The following is a 17861-nucleotide window of genomic DNA, read 5'->3' as shown; positions in this document are numbered from 1 at the left end:
CGACGTCTTGCGACATCCTGCCCCGCCCCACCCGTCAGTCCAGCTTGCCGTGGCAGTGCTTGTATTTCTTGCCGCTGCCACACGGGCAGGGATCGTTGCGCCCCACCCGCGGCACCTCACCCGCAGAACGCGACGCTGCTGCGGCGATGGCCGCGTCGGTGGTGGTCTCCGCTTCACCCGTTTCCGTGGGTGCCGTGTAGGTCACGTTGGCAATTTGCTCGGCGCGTTCTTCGAGTTGCTCGGCTGCGGCGGTGATCTGCTCGGGCGACTGCACGCGCACATTCATGAGCACACGCGTCACGTCGTTCTTGACGCTGTCGAGCAACTGCCCGAACAACATGAACGCTTCGCGCTTGTACTCCTGCTTGGGCTGCTTCTGTGCGTAACCACGCAGGTGAATGCCCTGGCGGAGATAGTCCAGAGCGGCCAGGTGTTCACGCCACTGGCTGTCAATGGTTTGCAGCAGCACCACGCGCTCGAACTGGGTGAAGTTCTCTTCGCCCACCAGGGCCACCTTGCCGTCGAACACCGCCTTTGACTCCGCCACCACGCGCTCGACGATCTCCTCCGCGTCAATGGCTTCGGCTTCAGACACCCACGCCGTGACGGGTGCCTCCACGGCCCACTCTTCGCGCAACACGCGCTCAAGGGTCGGCAAGTCCCACTGCTCCTCCACGCTGCCCTCAGGCACGTATTGATGCACCAGGTCCGTGAAACAACCCTCTCGCAGCGCGTCGATCTGGCCGCGCAGCGACGTGGCATCCAGAATGTCGTTGCGCTGCTGGTAGATGACCTTGCGCTGGTCGTTGGAGACGTCGTCGTACTCTAGGAGTTGCTTGCGGATGTCGAAGTTGCGGGCCTCCACCTTGCGCTGGGCACTCTCGATGCTGCGGGTGACGATACCCGCCTCAATGGCCTCACCCTCGGGCATCTTCAGGCGGTCCATGATGGCGCGCACGCGGTCACCCGCGAAGATGCGCATCAGCGAATCGTCCAGGCTCAGGTAGAAGCGCGAGGAACCGGGGTCACCCTGACGGCCAGAGCGCCCACGCAGCTGGTTGTCGATACGACGCGATTCGTGACGCTCGGTCGCGATGATGCGCAAACCACCCAGCGCCTTGACCTTGTCGTGGTCCTGCTGCCATTGCTGGCGGATCGCCTCGATGCGGGCCACCTTGGTGGCGTCGTCGAGCGTCTCGTCGTTCTGCACGGCGTCAACCATTTTCTCCAGGTTGCCGCCGAGCACGATGTCGGTGCCCCGACCGGCCATGTTGGTCGCGATCGTGATCGCACCAGGGCGGCCCGCCTGAATGATGATGTCGGCTTCCCGGGCGTGCTGCTTCGCATTCAGCACCTCGTGAGGCAGCTTCTCGGCCTGCAGCAGGCTGGCAATGATCTCGGAGTTTTCGATGGACGACGTGCCCACCAGCACGGGCTGACCGCGCTCGTGGCATTCCCGAATGTCTTCAATCGCCGCGACGTACTTTTCTTTCGTCGTTTTGTACACGCGGTCGAGCTGGTCCGACCGCTTGCTGGGGCGGTTGGGCGGAATCACCACCGTTTCGAGACCGTAGATTTCCTGGAACTCGTAAGCCTCGGTGTCGGCAGTACCCGTCATGCCCGAAAGCTTGTTGTACAGGCGGAAATAGTTCTGGAAGGTGATCGAGGCCAGCGTCTGGTTCTCAGGCTGGATCGCCACGCCTTCCTTGGCTTCCACCGCCTGATGCAGACCATCGCTCCAGCGACGACCCGACATCAAACGACCGGTGAACTCGTCGACGATCACGATCTCGCCACCCTGGTTCACATAGTGCTGGTCACGGTGGTAGAGGTGATGCGCCTTGAGCGACGTCACCAGGTTGTGCAGCAGCGCGATATTGGCGGGGTCATACAGCGAAGCGCCTTCAGGCAGCAACCCTGCCTGGCTCAGAAGGCGCTCGGCATTTTCATGGCCTTGCTCGGTCATGTGGATGGAGTGGGCCTTCTCATCCACGGTGAAGTCACCCGGCTTGATCACGCCTTCGCCAGTGCGAATGTCCGCCTCGCCTTCCTGTCGCACCAGATGCGGCACCAGCTGCTTGATCGCCACGTACACCTGCGTCTGGTCTTCGGCCTGGCCACTGATGATCAGAGGCGTGCGCGCTTCGTCAATAAGGATCGAGTCCACCTCGTCGACGATGGCGAAGTTCAGTCCACGTTGCACGCGGTCACCCGCCTCGTACACCATGTTGTCGCGCAGGTAGTCAAAACCGTACTCGTTGTTCGTGCCGTAGGTGATGTCGGCACGATACGCCGCCTGCTTGTCTTCGCGGGGGGCTTGCGGCAGGTTGATCCCGACCGAAAGACCGAGGAAGTTGTAGAGCCGGCCCATCCACTGCGCGTCACGGCTCGCCAGGTAGTCGTTCACCGTCACCACGTGAACACCCTTGCCCGTCAGGGCGTTCAGGTAGACGGGTAGCGTGGCTGTCAACGTTTTGCCCTCACCGGTGCGCATTTCGGCCACCTTGCCGTGGTGCAACGCCAGGCCACCGACCAACTGCACGTCAAAGTGGCGCATCTTCATGACGCGCTTGCTGGCTTCACGCACCACCGCGAACGCCTCGGGAATCAGCGCCTCCAGGGCTTCACCCTGCGCTATGCGCTGCTTGAAGGATTCGGTTTGTGCCTTCAGCTCCTCGTCGCTGAGCTGCTCGAACTTGGCCTCCAGCCCGTTGATGCGCTCCACCGTCTTCCGATAGGTCTTCAGAAGACGGTCATTGCGGCTACCAAATATTTTGGTGAGGAAGGTTGTGGCCATACGTGCGGGCCTGCGCCAGACGCCCTTGCGGACTCCGGGCAAGCGATTGGATTTAGGAGGGCTCTCGCGAACCCGGGAGAGCAAAAGACGGGAAGCTACCCGTGATGTGCAGACGAACGCCGGGCTTTCAAGAGCAAAGCGCGCATTTTACCCGGCGTGAAAAGGCCCGGCTCAGGGCTTGCGGGGCCCCAGCCCGGCTGTTTTTGCGTTGGCCAAATTTTCACCCGCCGCCAGGAAGCGCTGGGGGTCTTGAGGGACACCAGAAACCCACACCTCAAAGTGCAGATGCGGACCTGTTGACCGCCCTGTCGAGCCGACCTCTGCAATCTTCTGGCCACGCTTCACGATGTCGCCCTTCTTCACCAACACCCTGGAGGCGTGGGCATAGCGGGTGATCAGGTCGTTGCCGTGGTCGACTTCGACCATGTTCCCGTAGGCGGGGTGGTACTCCTGCACGACCACAACGCCACCCGCAGCCGACAGGATGGGCGTGCCGGGTTCTGCCGGAAAGTCCAGGCCCGTGTGCAACGCAGAACGACCCGTGATGGGGTCAATGCGGAAGCCAAATGCGGAACCCACCTGAACACCGACGACGGGCTTCTCCGTCGGCACCATGGTCCGCTGGATCTTCTGGTCAAAAAGGCGCGACTCCACCACCGTCAGCCAGTCAACGCGGGAGCCGCTGGTGTGGTCAATCCGTTCCAGAGCGGCCATCAGCTCTTCCATGCTCAGATCTCGCCCCCCCACCAGTGCGCCGCCAGCACCGGGCGCCGCCTTGAACTCTGCGGGACTCAATCCAGCCAAGCCAGCCACCCGCTCACCGAGCGAGTCGATCTGCACCATGCGCGCCTGCATCTCGCCCAGCTTGCGGGCCATGGCATCGAGGTTGGCGCGCATGTAAGCGTTTTGGGAGGCGGCTTCGTCTTGATGCACCAGGCGCGCCACGGACGCGAACCCCGGCCAGCCCTGGCGCACGCCTTCGAGAAACACCCAGTGGTACGTTGTGATCGCACCCAGCATCAGCACAACGGACGCCAGCACACCGACGCCAACGAGCTTGATCCCACTGAGGTGCATCGCCCGGCTCTTGGCCAGCCAGGCGTCCGTGATAATGATGTGCACTGTTGACCTTTCCGGGCCACTCCGACCGCACCGGAGGACCATTCATCCATGTCTACTACCCAGCGCCCGTTCCACATGCTCAGCCTGGAGCAGGCTTTGGGCGCGGCGCCCCCGCTCGCGGCACTTCAAGAGCGCATTCGGGTGTCCCGGTGGTGCCTCGAACAGGTTCAGCACTTGATCCCGGCTGCTCTTCGCCCGCACATCGTGGCGGGGCCCCTGCAAGACCAGGAGTGGTGCCTGCTCGTGGCGAGCGCGGCGGCATCTACCAAACTGCGCCATCTGTTGCCTTCACTGCAACAGACTTTGACCCAAAGGGGTGCGCAGGTTACCGCAATCCGCATCAAAGTCCAAACACCGGGACGATGAGCGGGCCCTGTCCCGGGCGTGTGCGGAGGGTGGTTGGTGCCGCTTGTCTGACTCGAACAGACGACCTATCGCTTACAAGGCGATTGCTCTACCAACTGAGCTAAAGCGGCGAACGCAAAAAATTTTACTTGACCCGTTTGAGCTGAGGCTTGCCGCCGGGGCGCGCGGGCGTGGGTGGATCAGGCTCGTCGCCCGGCTCAGACGGTGGGTGCGCGCCATCGTTGGGGACCGAACGCAACGCGACACCACGGGCGTGTGCGTCCGCCTCGGCATCGGCAGGGCCGGAAACACGACCCGCATCCGGCTCCACCGGCGACGCGGCAGGCGGAGCCGGAAATGCCATACCTTGCCCGTTTTCGCGGGCATAGATCGCAATGACATGGCTGACCGGCACGATGATCTCTCGCGCTACGCCACCGAAACGGGCCTTGAACTCAATGAAGTCATTGCCAAGCTTGAGCGAGCTCGTCGCGTCCATGCTGACGTTGAGCACGATCTCCCCGTTCTTGACGAACTCCATTGGCACGCGAACCGATGCATCCACGTGTACCGCGATGTAGGGCGAAAACCCGTTGTCGGCGCACCACTCGTGCAACGCACGGATCAGGTACGGCCGCGTTGACGGAATTTCTTGTTTGAACGCAGTCATGGCAGATGGACGCGGAGGCCAGCGCAGGGTCAGGCACCCTTACTTGCGCATCACTTTTTCGGAAGGTGTCAGCGCTTCAATGTAGGCCGGCCGCGAGAAGATGCGCTCGGCGTACTTCAACAGCGGCGCTGCATTCTTGCTGAGCTCAATGCCGTAGAAGTCCAGTCGCCAAAGCAGCGGGGCAATGGCGACGTCCAGCATGGAGAAATTGTCGCCCAGCATGAACTTGTTCTTGAGGAAGACCGGAGCCAGCTGGGTCAGGCGATCGCGAATGTGCGAACGGGCCTTCTCCAGCGCCTTCTCATTGCCCTTGGTGCTGCGCGACTCGAGCATGGACACGTGCGTGAAGAGCTCCTTTTCGAAGTTCAGGAGAAACAGGCGCACGCGCGCGCGGTCAACGGGGTCACCAGGCATGAGCTGCGGGTGCGGGAAGCGCTCATCGATGTACTCGTTGATGATGTTCGACTCGTACAGGATCAGGTCACGTTCGACCAGGATGGGCACCTGACCGTAGGGATTCATCACGCTGATGTCTTCGGGCTTGTTGTAGAGGTCGACATCCCGGATTTCGAAGTCCATGCCTTTTTCAAACAGCACGAAGCGGCAGCGGTGGGAGTAAGGGCAGGTCGTGCCCGAATACAAGACCATCATGTGGGAGTCTCCTTAAAGCAAAAAACAGTGGTTTGCATGAATGCCTGCAAGGCACTGCAAACCACTGTGGGACGGTCGAAACGGCCTGCAATGAGGCCGTCTCACCCGGGTACGGTTACTTGATGTCTTTCCAGAACGCGGCGTTCAGACGCCAGGCGATCACGGTGAACGCGGCCAGGAACAACAGCACCCACACGCCAATGCGCACGCGGGAATTCTGCGCCGGCTCGGCCATCCACTGCAGGTAAGCCACCAGGTCGCCGACGTTATCGTCGTAGCGCGCGTCGCTCAAGGTGCCGGGCTTGACCTGCGTCCAGCCCTTCACACGATCCACCTCGTGGCCGTGACTCATCACCTTCTCATACACCGGGCGGCGTTCGCCCTGCAGCTCCCACAAGGGATGTGGCATACCGATGTTGGGGAAGGCAAGGTTGTTCCAACCCGTCGGCTTGGTCTCGTCGCGGTAGTAGCTGCGAAGAAGCGTGTAGACGTAGTCGGCACCAGTACCAGCGCCACTCGAGCGCGAGCGGGCGATCAGGGTCAGGTCGGGTGGATTCACCCCAAAGAACTGCTTCGCCTGCTTCGGATCGATCGACGCCTTCATCGTGTCGCCGATCTTGTCGGTGGTGAAAACCAGGTTTTCTGAAATCTGCTTGTCGGTCAGACCGATATCACGCAGCCGGTTGTAGCGCATGAAGGCGGCCGAGTGGCAGCTCAGGCAGTAGTTGACGAACAATTTGGCGCCGTTCTGCAGCGCTGCCATGTCGTTCGTGCGCTTTGGCGCCTTGTCGAGAGGGATGCCGCCGCCTGCAGCCAGCGCCGCACCCGACATGCCCAGTGCCAGCATGAAGCCCAAGAGGATTTTTTTCATTTGCTTGACTCTCCGGAATGGCTCTTTGGGATTCAGTGGGGCTGGAACGTGACGCGATTGGGCACTGGCTTGAACTCGCCCAGGCGACTCCACCAAGGCATCAACAGGAAGAAGCCAAAGTAGAACAGGGTGCCGACTTGAGATACACGCTCGCCGATGGGCGATGGAGGCAGAACACCGAGATAGCCCAAGATCAGGAAGTTGATCACGAACACGGCGTACAGCCAGATGTTCCAAGTGGGACGATAGCGGATCGACTTCACGGGGCTGTGGTCCAGCCAAGGCAGGAAGAACAGAATGATCACCGCGCCACCCATGGCAACGACGCCCCAGAACTTGGCATCGATGGACAGCATCAGGGCCACCAGCACCAGGGCGCCAATGACGATACCGCCCTTGACAGCCGCGGCCACCTTGGCCTTGAGGGCTCCCAGCACAGCGGCGATCACGACGATGACCACAAGGGCGTACATCATCTCGGTGGTGATGGCGCGCAGCATCGAGTAGAACGGCGTGAAATACCAGACCGGAGCGATGTGCAGAGGCGTCACCAGCGGATCGGCCGGGATGAAGTTGTTGTACTCGAGGAAGTACCCGCCGAACTCAGGCGCGAAGAAGATGATGGCCGAGAACGCCATCAGGAAGACGGACACGCCCAAAATGTCGTGCACCGTGTAGTAAGGGTGGAAAGGAATGCCGTCCAGGGGCTTGCCCGATGCGTCCTTCGTCGCCTTGATTTCCACACCGTCGGGGTTGTTGGAACCCACTTCATGCAGCGCGATGATGTGAGCCACAACAAGACCCAGCAGCACCAGCGGTACTGCGATCACGTGGAAGCTGAAGAAGCGATTCAGCGTGGCGTCTCCCACCACGAAGTCACCGCGAATCAGCAGCGCCAGGTCGGGGCCGACAAAGGGAATCGCCGAGAACAGGTTGACGATCACCTGGGCGCCCCAGTACGACATCTGGCCCCAGGGCAGCAGATAGCCCATGAAGGCTTCTGCCATGAGGCAAAGGAAAATCGCACAGCCAAAGACCCATACCAGCTCGCGAGGCTTGCGGTAGCTGCCGTAGATCAGGCCACGGAACATGTGCATGTACACCACCACAAAGAACGCAGAGGCGCCGGTGGAATGCATGTAACGGATCAGCCAGCCCCAAGGCACGTCGCGCATGATGTACTCGACCGAAGCAAACGCGAGGTTGGCATCGGGTTTGTAGTGCATCACCAGGAAGATGCCCGTCACGATCTGGATCACCAGAACCAGGAGTGCGAGGGAGCCGAAGAAGTACCAGAAGTTGAAGTTCTTGGGCGCGTAGTACTCGGACAGGTGCTCTTTGTAGAGTTTGGAGAGCGGGAACCGGTTGTCGACCCAGTTCAGCGCTTTCTGACCGATGGGTGCGTCGGGGGAAATTTCTTTGAATTCAGCCATGGGGATGCCTCTGTGATCCGTTGTCTGCCAGCGCCGCTCAGGCCTGCTTTTCTTCGCCCACCAGCAAGGTGGTGTCGGACAGGTAATAGTGGGGCGGCACTTCCAGGTTGTCGGGAGCCGGCTTGTTCTTGAAAACGCGACCCGCCACGTCAAAGGTGGAGCCGTGGCATGCGCACAGGAAGCCACCCTTCCAGTCGTCTGGCAGCGACGGCTGGGGTCCAGGCGTCAGCTTGTCGCCGGGGGAGCAGCCGAGGTGGGTGCAGATGCCCACGGTCACGAGAAACTCGGGCTTGATGGAACGGTGGCGGTTCTTGGCGTATGCGGGCGTCGGGTAGGCGGTGCGATCGGAGTTGGGATCGGCAAGCTGCCCATCGATCGTCTCCAGGGCCGCAAGCTGCTCGGGCGTGCGGCGAAGGATCCACACGGGCTTGCCGCGCCATTCGACCACCATTTTTTCACCCGGCTGGATGCCGGAGATGTCCACTTCCACGGCGGCACCGGCGGCTTTGGCACGCTCGGACGGCTGGAAGGTGCTCACGAAGGGTACGGCGACGGCGGCTGCACCGGCGCCACCCATGGCGCAGGAGGTGATCAGCCAGGTTCTGCGGCTGCGATCGACGGTCGCACCGGCGGTTGCTTCACTCATGGGGCTCTTTCAATGAGGGACAAGACGGACACTAGAGACAACCCGGCATTGTACTGGAGCAGTCAAGCGGCTCTTCCCCTTGCCGGGGTTTGGGACTGGGCTATTGAGCGCAGTTCAAGCAAGCGACGGCGCGGCGGTCCGCAAGCGGCCAGCGAACCAGACCAACTGTGTGAGAATCTTCCCGGTCTGCAAATGACCGGGCCGGCATTCACAGCCGCCCGGCACCCAATATCTGGAGGAACACCATGGGCATGCTGCAAGAGTTCAAGGAATTCGCCGTCAAGGGCAATGTCATCGATCTCGCCGTGGGCGTGATCATCGGCGGCGCCTTTGGCAAGATCGTGACCTCCATGGTCGACGACGTGATCATGCCCATCGTGGGCGCGATTTTCGGCAGCCTGGATTTCACCAACCTGTTCATCGCGCTGGGTCGGGTGCCAGAAGGCACGGCACCTACGCTGGCTGCATTGAAGGCGGCGGGAGTCCCCACGCTCGCGTACGGCAACTTCATCACCGTAGCGCTGAACTTCACGATCATGGCGTTCATCATCTTCATCATGGTGAAGCAGATCAATCGGCTCAAGCGCGAAACGCCCGCCGCACCCCCAGAACCTGCGGCAACGCCCGAAGACATCGCGCTGCTGCGCGAGATTCGCGACAGCCTGCGCAAGTAAGCCAGGTCCAAACCTGTTGTTGAGCGGCAGGCGAGCCGGCCTGCCGCGTGTCAAACGGCGGTAGCGGCCAAGGCGGCATCCACCGAGGCCAGCAGGCTGGATGCGCTGGCGCTTCCGGTGCCCGCCAGATCAAAGGCAGTGCCATGATCCGGGCTGGTGCGGACAAAGGGCAACCCCAGCGTGGTGTTCACGCCGTGCTCCAGGCCGAGCAATTTCACGGGAATCAGCCCTTGGTCGTGGTACATCGCCACCACCACATCGAAGGCACCCTGGCGCGCCCTCATGAAGACCGTATCGGGCGCGTGCGGTCCCGAGGCGTCGATCCCCTCTTGGCGCGCGAGCTCGATCGCTGGCGCGATGGACTCGATCTCCTCCCGCCCGAAGAGCCCACCCTCACCCGCATGCGGGTTCAGACCTGCCACTGCAATACGGGGCATCGCCATGCCCGCCCGCTGAAAGTAGGAATGGGTGATGCGAATGGTCTGCAACACCTGATCGGGGGTCACGGCCTTCAAGGCCTGCTGCAACGACACATGGATGCTCACCAGGACGGTGCTCAATCCCGGGCAGCTGAGCATCATGCGCACAGGCAGCGCCGATACCGGCACGCCCAAATACCCGGCCGCCTCGGCCTGCAACAACTCGGTATGGCCTGGGTAAGTCACTCCCGCGGCGGACAAGGCCTCCTTGTGAATGGGCGCGGTCACCACGGCGCGCGCTTCGCCCGTCAACGCCGCCTGTGCAGCCCAACGGATGCACTGCGCCGCGGCGAGCCCCGCTTGCCCGCTGATCGCACCCCATGCCGCGGGTTGCGCCAGGGAGCACGCCTGCACCACCGCCATGCAGCCCGGCGGCACGGCAGCAAGGTCTGCCATGTCGCCAATCTCCGCCAGCAACAGACTCTCGACCGCCGAGGCGGTTCCAGCGGCGGTGACGCGCAACGCACGCTGCAGCGTGGACACATCCCCCGCCACCACCAACTGACGCTGCAGCGCCGGACGCTCTCGAAAGGCTTTGACAATGATCTCTGGCCCGATACCAGCGGGATCGCCCATGGTCAGAACAACCGGGCGGGAATGCAATGCAGGCATGGGTTGGTTCAAGCTGGGTTGTCGATATCGATAAACACATGTGTCAGCCCGAGCTGTGCTGCCACGTGCGCACCTACCGCAGGCGCTCCATAGCGCTCGGAAGCGTGATGACCGCAGGCGATGTAGGCCACGCCGCATTCACGCGCGTAGTGCGCTTGAGGCTCGGAAATTTCGCCCGTCACAAACACATCCGCACCGGCGGCAATCGCCGCTTCGAAGTAACTTTGCGCGCCACCGGTGCACATGGCAACCCGGTGCACCGGGCGATCCTCTCCGGTCACCAAAGTCACCGTTCGCCCTAGGCGCTGCGCGATGTGATCGGCCAGCGCGCGGGCACTTTCAGAGCGGCGCTCACCCATGAAGCCGAGTGATTGCTCGCCAAAGCGCCCCCGACCATCGGGGTAGATGTCCACGCCAAGATGCCGCGCGAGTTGGGCGTTGTTGCCCAGCTGGGGGTGAGCATCCAGTGGAAGGTGATACGCCAGCAAGTTGATGTCGTGCGCCAGCAGCTTCGCAAGACGCGCCTTCATCCACCCAGTGACACGGCCCTCTTGCCCACGCCAGAACAAGCCATGGTGGACCAAAAGCGCATCCGCCCCCTCTCCTACAGCCGCTTCAATCAAGGCCAGACTCGCGGTCACACCGCTGACCAGCTTGCGCACGTGCATCCGCCCCTCAACCTGGAGGCCGTTGGGGCCGTAGTCCTTGAACTGGGCTGGCACCAGCAGGGCATCGAGCGCTTCGGTGAGCGCCGTGCGGGTAGCGAACGGGCCTTCAGGATTTTGTGCGGACATGGCGCGTTATTGAGCAAACAGGAAACGGTCATTCTGACACCCACACGGCACCCCTGCGGCATTCAAGCGGGGGCTTGAAGCCTGCTGCGCGCGGCGCATATGCGGGACAATACCGGCCGTGGCGCCCGGACCGCGCACCATTCAACCCGATCACTCCGCACATGAAACGTCTCTGGCTCCTGTTTGCCCAAACCGTCACCTGCCTGGTGGCGGCTCTTTTTGTGGTCAGCACCCTTCAGCCGCAGTGGCTGGGGCGTCAAGCCACGGTGGTGCCCGTGTTCGAAGCGCCATCGGGCACACCCGTGGCCACCACCGATGGCACGGGCAGCTTCAGAACAGCGGCGCGCATTGCCTCCGGGGCGGTCGTCAGCATCAACACCAGCAAGGCACCCGCTGCCAACCCGCAGAGCGCGGACCCATGGTTTCGCTTTTTCTTCGGTGACCAGGCGCCGTCCCAGCAACAAAGCGGACTCGGCTCTGGCGTGATCGTCAGCCCTGCGGGTTATGTCCTCACCAACAATCACGTCATCGAAGAAGCCGACGAGATCGAGGTCATCCTAAACGACGGCCGCAAGGCGGTGGCACAGGTCATCGGAACCGACCCGGAAACCGACCTGGCCATTCTGAAAATCAACCTGACCGATCTGCCCGTGATCACGCTCGGCAATTCGGATGCGCTGGAGATTGGTGACCAGGTGCTGGCCATCGGCAATCCGTTCGGGGTCGGCCAGACGGTCACCAGCGGCATCGTGAGCGCGCTGGGCCGCACACAGCTGGGCATCAACACATTCGAAAACTTCATTCAGACCGATGCGGCCATCAACCCGGGCAACTCTGGCGGTGCGCTGGTAGATGTCAGCGGCCAGCTGATGGGCATCAACACGGCCATCTACTCGCGCTCCGGCGGCTCCATGGGCATTGGCTTTGCCATTCCCACATCGACCGCACGCAGCGTGATGGAGGCCATCGTGAAAGACGGTCAGGTCACACGCGGCTGGATCGGCGTTGAGCCACAAGACCTGAGCGCAGAACTGGCTGAAAATTTCGGCATGAAGCCTGGCACCGGCGTGATCATCAGCGGTGTGCTGCAAAACGGGCCCGCTGCACAAGCCGGCATCCGCCCGGGCGATGTGATCACTGCTGTGGCCGGTCGCAAGGTGAACAACGTGGCACAACTCCTGTCGGCGGTGGCCAATCTTTCACCAGGGAAGCCCGCCACGCTCGACGTCGTTCGGCGTGACGGCAACACCACCATCGAGGTCACGCCAGGCCGCCGCAACCTTCCGCGACAGCAAGCCGCTCCCCGCTGACAGCAATCGTCAGGACGCAGGCTTTTCTTCTGTCTCCGCTTCGTCATCGGCCTTGGCCGACGATTTGACGAACCAGCGAGCGCCCCAGATACCGGCCTCGTAGAGCAAGCACATCGGCACCGCGAGCGCCAGCTGGGAAATCACGTCAGGCGGTGTCACGACCGCAGCGATGACAAACGCCACAACGATGAAATACCCCCGGAAATCCTTGAGCTTCTGCACCGTCACCATGTTCATCTTGACCAGCAGGATCACGACGATGGGCACCTGGAAGGCCAGGCCGAAGGCCAGGTAGAGCGACAGAATGGCCTCGACGTAGGAGGCGATGTCTGGCGTGGCAGCGACGCTGGCTGGCGTGAACTTCTGGATGAAGCCAAACATCTTGTCGAGCACAAAAAACTGCACAAACGCGATGCCGATGTAGGCCAGCACGCTGCCCAGCACGATCAGCGGAACGGCAAAGCGCTTTTCATGGCTGTAGAGACCTGGCGCCACAAACGCCCACACCTGGTACATCCACCACGGCAAGGACAGCAGCAGCGCCGCCATCGCCAGCACCTTGATTGGAACGAAAAATGGCGAAAACACGCCGACGGCGATCAACTTGGCATCGGGGGGCATGTGCGCGCGAATGGGCACCGCAATCAGATCGATCAGGCCGCTGGGGCCAGGCCAGAACGCCAGCAGTGCCATGCAGATGGCCAAGCCGATGACGCCATACAGGAGCCGGTCACGCAGCTCCATCAGGTGCTGAACAAACGGCTGCTCGGAACCGGCGAGCTCGTCGGTGGAATCTTTGGGGTCGGACATCAACGGGGAGCGGATGAGGATCGTGGCCGGAAACGGGCCACGCGGGCCGCACCCGATTGCGTGCGGGTGCGCACGCCGGTGCGGGCTTTGAACCACTGGGGCATGGCCTTCTGCTTGAGGCGCCAGTTCTTCTTGGGGTGTTTGTAAACCGGCACATCCAGGGAGGTCAGCGGTGCATGGGCATCGTAAGGAGAGGATGCCGTGCCGTCCAGGCCCGCCGTGGCCTCCGACCACGACTTCTCAAAATCGCTGGCCCCGCCTTGCACAGACGCCTCCACATCCCGCGCCGCTTCGGTCACAGACTCCTTCATCTTCTTGAGCTCTTCGAGCTCCATGGACCGGCTGACCTCTGCCTTGACATCAGCCACATAGCGCTGTGCCTTCCCCAGCAGCGTACCGACCGTGCGGGCGACGCGAGGTAGCTTCTCGGGCCCGATGACGATCAACGCCACCGCCCCGATGAGGGCGAGCTTGGAAATGCCCAGATCAATCATGTATTGGCCATCCTGCGGGCAATGTCGGGTGAGCGGTCACCCGGGGAGGGAGCTGCGGAGCAATGCGGGAGCGCTCGCGGCAGCGGCTGGATATCAGCTTTTTTGTTTGGCTTCCACGTCGATAGCGTTCTTGTCGGCACGGCTGTCCTGCGTCACCTGCCCGGCAGGTGCAGATGCGTTGTCCGCAGACGTCTGTCCGCCTTCCTTGATGCCGTCCTTGAAGCCTTTGACTGCACCGCCCAGATCAGAACCAATGTTTTTGAGCTTCTTGGTGCCAAACACCATCACCACGATCAGCAGCACGATCAGCCAGTGCCAGATTGAGAACGAACCCATGAGTTTCTCCAGATAGGGAATGAGCGAGAGCCGCTGTGGGTGCGATTCTAAGCCCGGGTAGGAGTTCAGCTGGCGCGACAGGCCTCACACCCGCGCCCGCTGTACGGCACTCAGCCGCGCGACCAAGGGCGAGGCCCGCCCATCACATGAACGTGCAGATGATGGACCTCCTGCCCGCCTTCGGTGCCGTTGTTGCACACGATGCGGAATCCGCCTTCAGGGTACGGATTGCAGCCCTGCTCCAGCGCCAGGCGTGGCGCCAGCGTCATGATGCGCCCCATCAGGCGCTCATGCTCGGGGCCCAGCTGCGCCATGGACGGAATATGCTGCTTCGGAATCACGAGGAAGTGCACGGGCGCCCACGGGTGAATGTCGTGGAAGGCAAAAAGGTCGTCGTCCTCGTACACCTTTCTGGAGGGAATCTGGCCAGCAACGATTTTGCAAAAGATGCAGTGGGGGTCGTGAGCGCTCATGGGAAATACTTCATTCGGGCATGGGCTGGCTGGCGTTCATGCGAACCATGCCCTTGACGATGCGATAGAGGAACCAGATGGAAATGAGGCACCAGGCGATCCAGCCCGGCGCCACCAGCAGCAGCCACAAGGGCAATGTCACCAGGTAGAGCACTGCGGCCCAAAGCACGGTGCGAATGCGCCAGGCGAAATGGCTGGCCTGCCAGGTGCCCTCGGCCTCGCTCTTTTTCACGAGATCGATGATCAGCGCGATGATCAGCAAAGCAGGGCTTGCCTGCGCGCCCGGCAGCACCGCACCAACGGCCACCACCAGATGCAGGATGTAACTCACCCAGCCCACCGTCCTCAGGCTCTGCGCCTTCGCGCTGTCAACGGCCTGGACGTCGATGATGTCGCTCATGTGTGGCCCCCTTCAACCGGCGTCCGTGCGGGCGGCCGCTTCGCGCTGCAACACCTTGCGCATCGCTTTTTCCTCAAGCCCGCTCAGGCCTTCCCGGCGCACGAGTTCGGCCACCACATCGGCGGGTCCGAGGTTGTAATGCGCCAGGGCGATCATGCAATGGAACCAGAGATCGGCGGTTTCGTTCACGAGCTTTTGGCGATCACCACCGTGGTCGGCATCTTTGGCCGCCATCACGGTTTCGGTGGCTTCCTCGCCGATCTTTTTCAGGAAGGCCTCGGGGCCTTTGTGCAAGAGGCGCGCCACGTAGCTTTGCTCGGGATCGCCACCATTGGCTGGCTTGCGGCTCTCGATCACGGCGGCCAGGCGCGCGAGGTCGTCGGTGGTGCTGGACATATCAGATTTACTTGTAGATCGATTCGGGGTCTTTGAGCACAGGCTCCACGGCCTGCCACTGCCCGCCGTCCAGCCGCTGGAAGAAGCAGCTGTGGCGCCCGGTGTGACACGCGATGCCGGGCTCATGGCCGAGTTGCGTGACCTTGAGCAGCACGACATCGTTGTCACAGTCCATGCGGATGTCGTGCACGGCCTGTACGTGGCCGGATTCCTCGCCCTTGAACCACAGGCGTTCGCGTGAACGGCTGTAGTACACCGCACGGCCGAGCTCGGCCGTCTTTGCAAGCGCTTCGCGGTTCATCCAGGCGAACATCAATACGTCGCCCGTGGCGGCCTCTTGCGCGATCACGGGCACCAAGCCCTGCGCATCCCACTTCACTTCGTTCAGCCAATTCATGCCGGGAATCTACCATGGGCCTTTCACATGGACACACCTCGCTCGGCGAATGCCGTTAGGATGGTTCGGACCGCTGCGGCCCCGCATGCCTCAAAGACAAGGACCCTTCATGAAACTGCGCACCCTGTTCCTCGTCGTCTTCATTCTGTTCATTGCAGGCTTCGTGGCCTTGAACTTTGAACAGATCCTGCAGCCGACAGCCCTGAATTTCGGCTTCACGCAGGTGCAGGCGCCCATGGGCTTGGTGCTCTTGGGCATGCTGGCGCTTGTGCTGGTCGTGTTTCTAGCGGCGCTGGTGTATTACCAGACCCTGCACCTGATGGAGGTGCGCCGCATCACGCGCGAGGCGGCTGACCAGCGGCTGCTGGCCGACAAGGCAGAGGCGTCTCGCTTCACGGAGCTGCGCCAATACCTCCAGACCGAGTTGCAAACCGCCGCCACTCGCGAACAGGATCTGTCGAACAAGCTGCACGTCAAGCTGGATCAGGTGCAGGCCGCGCTCACCCAGGTGATCGAGCAGAGCGCCAACGGCCTCAGCGCAAGTGTCGGAGAACTCGAAGACCGGCTGGAGCGGCAGCTGCCCGCACGTGGCAGCGACCACCTTTGAGACAACGCGGTCAGAGCCGCACGGGAATGCCGCGCTCGGCCATGCGGGCCTTGGCCTGGGCCACCGTGAATTCGCCGTAGTGAAAGATGCTGGCGGCCAGCACGGCATCGGCGCCGCCTTGCTGCACGCCATCGGCCAGGTGGTCCAGCGTCCCCACGCCGCCTGAGGCGATGACAGGCACGCTCACCGCGTCGGCCACCGCACGGGTGAGTGACAGGTCAAAGCCCGATTTCGTGCCGTCGCGATCCATGCTGGTGAGCAGGATCTCGCCGGCTCCGAAGTCGGCCATTTTGGTCGCCCAAGCCACGGCATCCAGCCCGGTATTTTTGCGCCCGCCGTGGCTGTAGACGTCCCATCCTTCACCGCGCTGCGCGAGATCGGCACCCTGGCGCCGCTTGGCATCGATCGCCACCACGATGCACTGGGCACCGTATTTGTCAGATGCCTCGCGGATCACCTGGGGATTGGCAATCGCTGCCGAGTTGAAACTGGTCTTGTCCGCGCCGGCGTTGAGCAAGCGCCGCACGTCTTCCACGGTGCGCACGCCACCACCCACCGTCAGCGGAATGAACACCTGCGAGGCCACCGCTTCGATGATGTGCAGGATGAGGTCGCGCCCATCGGAGGTGGCCGTGATGTCCAGGAAGGTGAGTTCGTCGGCGCCCTGCTCGTTGTAGCGCGCGGCAATTTCCACGGGGTCGCCGGCGTCACGCAGCTCCACGAAATTCACGCCTTTGACGACGCGACCGCCAGTGACATCCAGGCAGGGGATGATGCGTTTGGCGAGCATATCAGCCGTTGAGGTCGTCGGCCAGCTGCTGCGCGGCTTCAAAGTCCAGATCACCGCTATAAATGGAGCGGCCACAAATCACGCCTTCGACGCCCTCGTCTTCCACCGCGCACAGCGCCCGGATGTCGTCCAGGTTGGACAGCCCACCCGATGCGATGACGGGAATCGACAGCGCCTGCGCCAGCTTGACGGTGGCGTCGATGTTGATGCCAGACAGCATGCCGTCGCGCCCGATATCGGTGTAGATGATGCCTTCCACGCCGTAGTCTTCAAATTTCTTGCCCAGATCCACGACCTCGTGGCCGGTGAGCTTGCTCCAACCATCGGTAGCGACCTTGCCGTCCTTGGCATCCAGGCCCACGATGATGTGGCCGCCAAACGCGGTGCACGCGTCCTGCAGGAAGCCGGGGTTCTTCACGGCTGCGGTGCCGATGATCACGTAGCGCAAGCCCGCATCGAGATAGCGCTCGATGGTGTCGAGATCGCGGATGCCGCCGCCGAGCTGAACGTCGACCTCGGAACCCACTTCCTTGAGGATGGCGCGAATGGCCTGCTCGTTCTTGGGTTTGCCGGCAAACGCTCCATTGAGGTCCACCAGATGCACCCGCCGCGCGCCCTTGTTCACCCAACTGCGGGCGATGGCCGCCGGGTCCTCGCCGAACACCGTGGATTGGTCCATGTCGCCCTGTTTGAGGCGAACGCACTGGCCGTCTTTCAGATCAATGGCAGGAATCAGCAGCATGATGGTGTGGAT

At 62.3% G+C, this 17861-nt stretch carries 22 protein-coding genes and 1 tRNA gene; 4 read left to right on the top strand and 19 right to left on the bottom strand.

What is annotated here, in order from left to right:
- Positions 1-34: 34 nt before the first annotated feature.
- Positions 35-2797, bottom strand: coding sequence for a preprotein translocase subunit SecA (secA, locus tag KXJ60_RS16930; protein ID WP_291130677.1), 2763 nt, complete (start codon positions 2795-2797; stop codon positions 35-37).
- Between the two features lie 171 nt (positions 2798-2968).
- Positions 2969-3919: a M23 family metallopeptidase gene (locus KXJ60_RS16925; RefSeq protein WP_291130676.1), complete on the bottom strand. Its 951-nt coding sequence runs from the start codon at positions 3917-3919 to the stop codon at positions 2969-2971.
- 48 nt (positions 3920-3967) lie between these two features.
- Here KXJ60_RS16925 and KXJ60_RS16920 point away from each other — a divergent pair, with 48 nt between their 5' ends.
- A complete protein-coding gene (locus KXJ60_RS16920) occupies positions 3968-4285 on the top strand; it encodes a DciA family protein (protein WP_363318052.1) in 318 nt (105 codons plus the stop codon).
- A 34-nt stretch (positions 4286-4319) separates the two neighbouring features.
- On the opposite strand, the gene KXJ60_RS16915 is transcribed toward KXJ60_RS16920, so the two are convergent.
- From KXJ60_RS16915 to petA, 6 genes are all read right to left on the bottom strand, one after another.
- Positions 4320-4395, bottom strand: a tRNA-Thr gene (locus tag KXJ60_RS16915).
- 14 nt (positions 4396-4409) lie between these two features.
- Complete coding sequence (locus KXJ60_RS16910) at positions 4410-4934, bottom strand: ClpXP protease specificity-enhancing factor (protein ID WP_291130674.1); 525 nt, start codon at positions 4932-4934, stop codon at positions 4410-4412.
- A gap of 39 nt (positions 4935-4973) precedes the next feature.
- On the bottom strand, positions 4974-5585 hold the full coding sequence (locus tag KXJ60_RS16905) for a glutathione S-transferase N-terminal domain-containing protein (protein ID WP_291121425.1): 612 nt from the start codon (positions 5583-5585) through the stop codon (positions 4974-4976).
- 115 nt (positions 5586-5700) lie between these two features.
- Positions 5701-6456, bottom strand: a complete 756-nt coding sequence (locus KXJ60_RS16900) for a cytochrome c1 (protein ID WP_291130671.1) — start codon at positions 6454-6456, stop codon at positions 5701-5703.
- 32 nt (positions 6457-6488) lie between these two features.
- Positions 6489-7889, bottom strand: a complete 1401-nt coding sequence (locus tag KXJ60_RS16895; RefSeq protein WP_291130668.1) for a cytochrome bc complex cytochrome b subunit — start codon at positions 7887-7889, stop codon at positions 6489-6491.
- A gap of 37 nt (positions 7890-7926) precedes the next feature.
- Complete coding sequence (petA, locus tag KXJ60_RS16890) at positions 7927-8535, bottom strand: ubiquinol-cytochrome c reductase iron-sulfur subunit (protein ID WP_291130666.1); 609 nt, start codon at positions 8533-8535, stop codon at positions 7927-7929.
- A 245-nt stretch (positions 8536-8780) separates the two neighbouring features.
- Between petA and mscL the strand changes: the two genes are divergently transcribed.
- Positions 8781-9209: a large conductance mechanosensitive channel protein MscL gene (gene mscL, locus KXJ60_RS16885; RefSeq protein ID WP_291130665.1), complete on the top strand. Its 429-nt coding sequence runs from the start codon at positions 8781-8783 to the stop codon at positions 9207-9209.
- A gap of 50 nt (positions 9210-9259) precedes the next feature.
- Here the strand turns inward: mscL and pdxA are convergent, their stop codons facing one another.
- Together pdxA and KXJ60_RS16875 are read right to left on the bottom strand one after the other, a co-directional pair.
- Positions 9260-10300, bottom strand: a complete 1041-nt coding sequence (gene pdxA / locus KXJ60_RS16880) for a 4-hydroxythreonine-4-phosphate dehydrogenase PdxA (RefSeq protein ID WP_291130749.1) — start codon at positions 10298-10300, stop codon at positions 9260-9262.
- Positions 10301-10308: 8 nt separating this feature from the next.
- Positions 10309-11094, bottom strand: coding sequence for a Nif3-like dinuclear metal center hexameric protein (locus KXJ60_RS16875; protein ID WP_291130662.1), 786 nt, complete (start codon positions 11092-11094; stop codon positions 10309-10311).
- A gap of 161 nt (positions 11095-11255) precedes the next feature.
- Here KXJ60_RS16875 and KXJ60_RS16870 point away from each other — a divergent pair, with 161 nt between their 5' ends.
- On the top strand, positions 11256-12404 hold the full coding sequence (locus tag KXJ60_RS16870) for a trypsin-like peptidase domain-containing protein (protein WP_291130660.1): 1149 nt from the start codon (positions 11256-11258) through the stop codon (positions 12402-12404).
- A gap of 9 nt (positions 12405-12413) precedes the next feature.
- On the opposite strand, the gene tatC is transcribed toward KXJ60_RS16870, so the two are convergent.
- The 7 genes from tatC to hisI form a co-directional block, all read right to left on the bottom strand.
- A complete protein-coding gene (gene tatC / locus KXJ60_RS16865; protein ID WP_291130658.1) occupies positions 12414-13214 on the bottom strand; it encodes a twin-arginine translocase subunit TatC in 801 nt (266 codons plus the stop codon).
- Positions 13214-13708 (bottom strand): Sec-independent protein translocase protein TatB, encoded by a 495-nt coding sequence (gene tatB / locus KXJ60_RS16860; protein ID WP_291130648.1) that lies wholly within the window; start codon positions 13706-13708, stop codon positions 13214-13216. The genes tatC and tatB overlap by 1 nt, the downstream gene beginning before the upstream one ends.
- Before the next feature lie 93 nt (positions 13709-13801).
- Positions 13802-14044 (bottom strand): Sec-independent protein translocase subunit TatA, encoded by a 243-nt coding sequence (tatA, locus tag KXJ60_RS16855; protein ID WP_291130645.1) that lies wholly within the window; start codon positions 14042-14044, stop codon positions 13802-13804.
- A gap of 110 nt (positions 14045-14154) precedes the next feature.
- Positions 14155-14517 carry a histidine triad nucleotide-binding protein gene (locus KXJ60_RS16850; RefSeq protein WP_291130643.1) on the bottom strand — a complete coding sequence of 121 codons (363 nt, stop codon included), beginning with the start codon at positions 14515-14517 and terminating at the stop codon, positions 14155-14157.
- A 10-nt stretch (positions 14518-14527) separates the two neighbouring features.
- Positions 14528-14917 (bottom strand): hypothetical protein, encoded by a 390-nt coding sequence (locus tag KXJ60_RS16845; RefSeq protein ID WP_291130633.1) that lies wholly within the window; start codon positions 14915-14917, stop codon positions 14528-14530.
- A 12-nt stretch (positions 14918-14929) separates the two neighbouring features.
- Positions 14930-15313 carry a phosphoribosyl-ATP diphosphatase gene (locus KXJ60_RS16840; protein WP_291130630.1) on the bottom strand — a complete coding sequence of 128 codons (384 nt, stop codon included), beginning with the start codon at positions 15311-15313 and terminating at the stop codon, positions 14930-14932.
- A gap of 7 nt (positions 15314-15320) precedes the next feature.
- Entirely contained in the window at positions 15321-15719 is a 399-nt protein-coding gene (gene hisI, locus KXJ60_RS16835) for a phosphoribosyl-AMP cyclohydrolase (protein WP_291130747.1), read from the bottom strand.
- 100 nt (positions 15720-15819) lie between these two features.
- On the opposite strand from hisI, the gene KXJ60_RS16830 reads away from it, so the two are divergent.
- Positions 15820-16317 carry a LapA family protein gene (locus tag KXJ60_RS16830; protein WP_291130628.1) on the top strand — a complete coding sequence of 166 codons (498 nt, stop codon included), beginning with the start codon at positions 15820-15822 and terminating at the stop codon, positions 16315-16317.
- A 10-nt stretch (positions 16318-16327) separates the two neighbouring features.
- Here the strand turns inward: KXJ60_RS16830 and hisF are convergent, their stop codons facing one another.
- Positions 16328-17107, bottom strand: a complete 780-nt coding sequence (gene hisF / locus KXJ60_RS16825) for an imidazole glycerol phosphate synthase subunit HisF (RefSeq protein ID WP_291130626.1) — start codon at positions 17105-17107, stop codon at positions 16328-16330.
- A gap of 1 nt (position 17108) precedes the next feature.
- A complete protein-coding gene (hisA, locus tag KXJ60_RS16820; protein ID WP_291130624.1) occupies positions 17109-17849 on the bottom strand; it encodes a 1-(5-phosphoribosyl)-5-[(5-phosphoribosylamino)methylideneamino]imidazole-4-carboxamide isomerase in 741 nt (246 codons plus the stop codon).
- Positions 17850-17861: the final 12 nt, after the last annotated feature.

Source organism: Hydrogenophaga sp., assembly GCF_019264445.1.
Taxonomy (GTDB): Bacteria; Pseudomonadota; Gammaproteobacteria; order Burkholderiales; family Burkholderiaceae_C; genus Hydrogenophaga.
This window is presented reverse-complemented; position numbering and strand designations above follow the sequence as displayed.